Origin of the sequence: Blastomonas sp. UPD001, from assembly GCF_003426715.1 — a bacterium.
Classification (GTDB): Bacteria; Pseudomonadota; Alphaproteobacteria; order Sphingomonadales; family Sphingomonadaceae; genus Blastomonas.
Map to the genome: position 1 here is coordinate 3,100,744 of NZ_QKVT01000001.1, position 2,819 is coordinate 3,103,562.

Sequence of the window (2,819 nt, forward strand, 5' to 3'; positions counted from 1 at the left end):
CCGAACTCACGCCAGAGGCGCGCGCGCAGGCGGATCGGCTGCTGGAGGGGGTGTGATGGCAGACCCGGGGGGCGGGATGGAATGGCGCGAGATCATCTATGTCGTGATGGGTATCGTGGCCATTTTCTGCCTGGTTGCGCCCGTGGTCCTGATCGCCCGGCTACCCAGGCGAGCGGGCGTCGTCGTCGCCATGCTCTGGTTCTTCGCGCCGGTCGCGATCTATTGGGCTGCGATCAGCGTGGAGAGCATGCTGGCGCCGCAGGCCGACGCGAATGACATGACCAATGCCTGGGCGGGCTTCCATCTGCTGTCCGGCGTGCTCACCCTGCCATGGCTCGTGATGTGGTCGGGCGGCATCGTGCTGGCCCTTGTGCTCAAGAAGCAGTCCATGCCGCGGTCGGACCACGGCCAGGCCAGCTCGAGCGCAGCGCCTTCGCAATCGACGACCGCCCAGCCCCAGGCCAAGGAGTTGCCTGACGCGACCCGCCATCTGCACGAGACCATCCGCACACGCGCGGCCGAATTCGGCATCGAGCAACGGGTGCTGCCGATTGTCTATTTCCCCGACAATGACGCCGCCTATGTCAGCGTTACCGACCATGGCTACAGCATGGCGCGCTATGATCGGGGCAACGCATATGAGGTCAGCGTGCCCCATAGCCTCGACGAGATTCTATACTGGGTCTTCGATGAGGCGACCTTCCGGCTTGCGGGCGAACAGGCCGCGCGCGAGCTGACCCATGCCGATCAGTTCGGTCCGCTGGTGCTGGAGCATCAGGGTCGCCTGCTCGCAGCTATCCATGCCGATTGGCATGCCCGGTGGCAGGTCGATCGCAGCCGGCGCGCCGCCTATTACCGCGATCGGCCCACGCGATGAGGACGGCTCCGTGCATGCAGTGTTGGCCCGTGTCCCCGCTGCGCGCTATGAACCTGCAGCTTCCGGGCGTTGCTCGCCGCTGGCCGGGATGAACGGGAACTCTGGGGTATGAGCATGGCGGCCGAACCCGATCAGATCACACCCGGCCTGGTGCTGCTGGTAGCGGCGCTGGTCATCGCTCCTGCAGTGTTCGTGCCGCTGATCCCGCGGCGCTGGCTTCTGCGCGTGGCCTTGGGCTGGCTGTTCGCGCCGCTCGGGCTGATGCTGGCCATGTTCGTGCTGCTGGTCCTGGTCGGCGCCGGGAGCGAATCGGGCGGCATCAACAATGCGCTTCTGGCGGTGGGCTATATCGGCATATTCGCGCTGGTGCCGTGGTTTGCTGTCGCGCTGCTGGGCATCGGCATCGGCCTGCTTGTGCGGCGCGTGCGGGGTCGGCGGGCGCCGGACGCCGATCGGGCAGTCGAAAGTCCGCCTTCGCCTGCCGACGTCCCGGCACGGCCCACCGAACCCGCAGTTCCAGGTGAGCCGTCACCCCGTACCGAGCGACCGGTCACCCTGCCGCCCTATACCGGCATGACCACCGAGCAGTTGCACGCACGAATTCGCGAGCTTGCCCGCGGATACGGGATCGAAGAGCGGTTTCTGTCGCTGATCGATTACCCGAAAAACGGGGAATTCTATGCCTTTGTCGATCACCGCGGGCTTCAGCTGGGATATTTCGAGCGCGGCGACATGTTCGATCACATGATGACCCGGGATCTGGACGAAATGCTCTATTGGGTCTTCGATCATGTTACCTATGCCATGGCAGCCGAGGGCGCACGCATGGACACGACGCAGGCGGATGAGTTCGGACCGAGACTGCTGGCCAGGCAAGGCGAACTGCTGGCCAAGCTCGATCCCCAATGGCATGCGCGCTGGCTGAACGATCCATTTTGTCGGGCCACCCCTTATCGGCGAGAGGCACAACCTTGAACAACACCCCATCCATCGAAACCCTGTCCGAAGCCGAAGCCGCGATCGAGCTGCAGCGGCTCGCCAAGAAGATCGCGCATCACAACCGGCTCTATCATGCCGAGGATTCGCCCGAGATTTCGGATGCGGACTATGACGCGCTGGTGCGGCGGAACAACGAACTGGAAGCGGCCTTTCCGCATCTGATCCGCGCCGACAGTCCCAACCGGCTGGTGGGCGCAGCGGTCGAGTCCTCGCCGCTCGCCAAGGTGCGGCACGAGCAGCGGATGATGAGCCTCGACAACGGCTTTTCGGATGAGGACATCGGCGAGTTCGTCGCACGCGTGCGGCGCTATCTGGCGCTGCCCGAGGGCGACGTGCTCGCGTTCACGGCCGAGGACAAGATCGACGGACTGTCGCTCTCGCTGCGCTACGAGCAGGGCGTGCTGGTGCGCGCCGCGACGCGCGGCGATGGCGAGGTGGGCGAGGATGTCACCGCCAATGTGCGGACGATTGGCGACATTCCCGAGCGCCTCGCTGGCGGTGCGGTCCCCGACATCCTCGAAATCCGCGGCGAGGTTTACATGTCCAAAGCGGACTTTGCCGCATTGAATGCCGCGCAGGAGGCGCGCGGCGAGAAGCTGTTCGCCAATCCGCGCAACGCTGCCGCCGGCTCGCTCCGGCAGAAGGACGCCAGGGTCACCGCCGCGCGGCCGTTGCGCTTTCTGGCGCATGGCTGGGGCGTGGCGAGCGCGGTGCCGGGCGCGACGCAGCACGAGGTGATGCAGGCGATTGCTGCGATGGGCGTGCCGGTCTCGCCGCTGCTGGTGCGGGTCGAGGCGCTGGATGAATTGCTCGCGCATTATCGCGAGATCGAGCGGCGGCGCGCGGACCTGCCCTATGATATCGACGGCGTGGTCTACAAGGTCGACCGGCTCGACTGGCAGGCGCGGCTCGGTTTCGTCGCCAAGGCGCCGCGCTGGGCGCT

Annotated in this window: 3 protein-coding genes; all 3 read left to right on the plus strand. The window is 66.0% G+C overall.

The features are described 5' to 3' along the window. Nucleotides 1-55 precede the first annotated feature (55 nt). Entirely contained in the window at nt 56-877 is an 822-nt protein-coding gene (locus DM995_RS21960; RefSeq protein ID WP_116970028.1) for an Imm63 family immunity protein, read from the plus strand. Between the two features lie 114 nt (nt 878-991). Beyond that, nucleotides 992-1,852: an Imm63 family immunity protein gene (locus tag DM995_RS15740; RefSeq protein ID WP_157973239.1), complete on the plus strand. Its 861-nt coding sequence runs from the start codon at nt 992-994 to the stop codon at nt 1,850-1,852. Continuing rightward, nucleotides 1,783-2,819: NAD-dependent DNA ligase LigA (ligA, locus tag DM995_RS15745; RefSeq protein ID WP_116970511.1), on the plus strand; the 1,037-nt coding region annotated here is incomplete at its 3' end. The genes DM995_RS15740 and ligA, both read left to right, overlap by 70 nt.

Excerpts from the sequence above, each read along its gene's own strand:
- DM995_RS21960 (WP_116970028.1), top strand. The coding sequence starts at position 56 with ATGGCAGACCCGGGGGGCGGGATGGAATGGCGCGAGATCATCTATGTC.
- DM995_RS15740 (WP_157973239.1), top strand. The coding sequence starts at position 992 with ATGGCGGCCGAACCCGATCAGATCACACCCGGCCTGGTGCTGCTGGTA.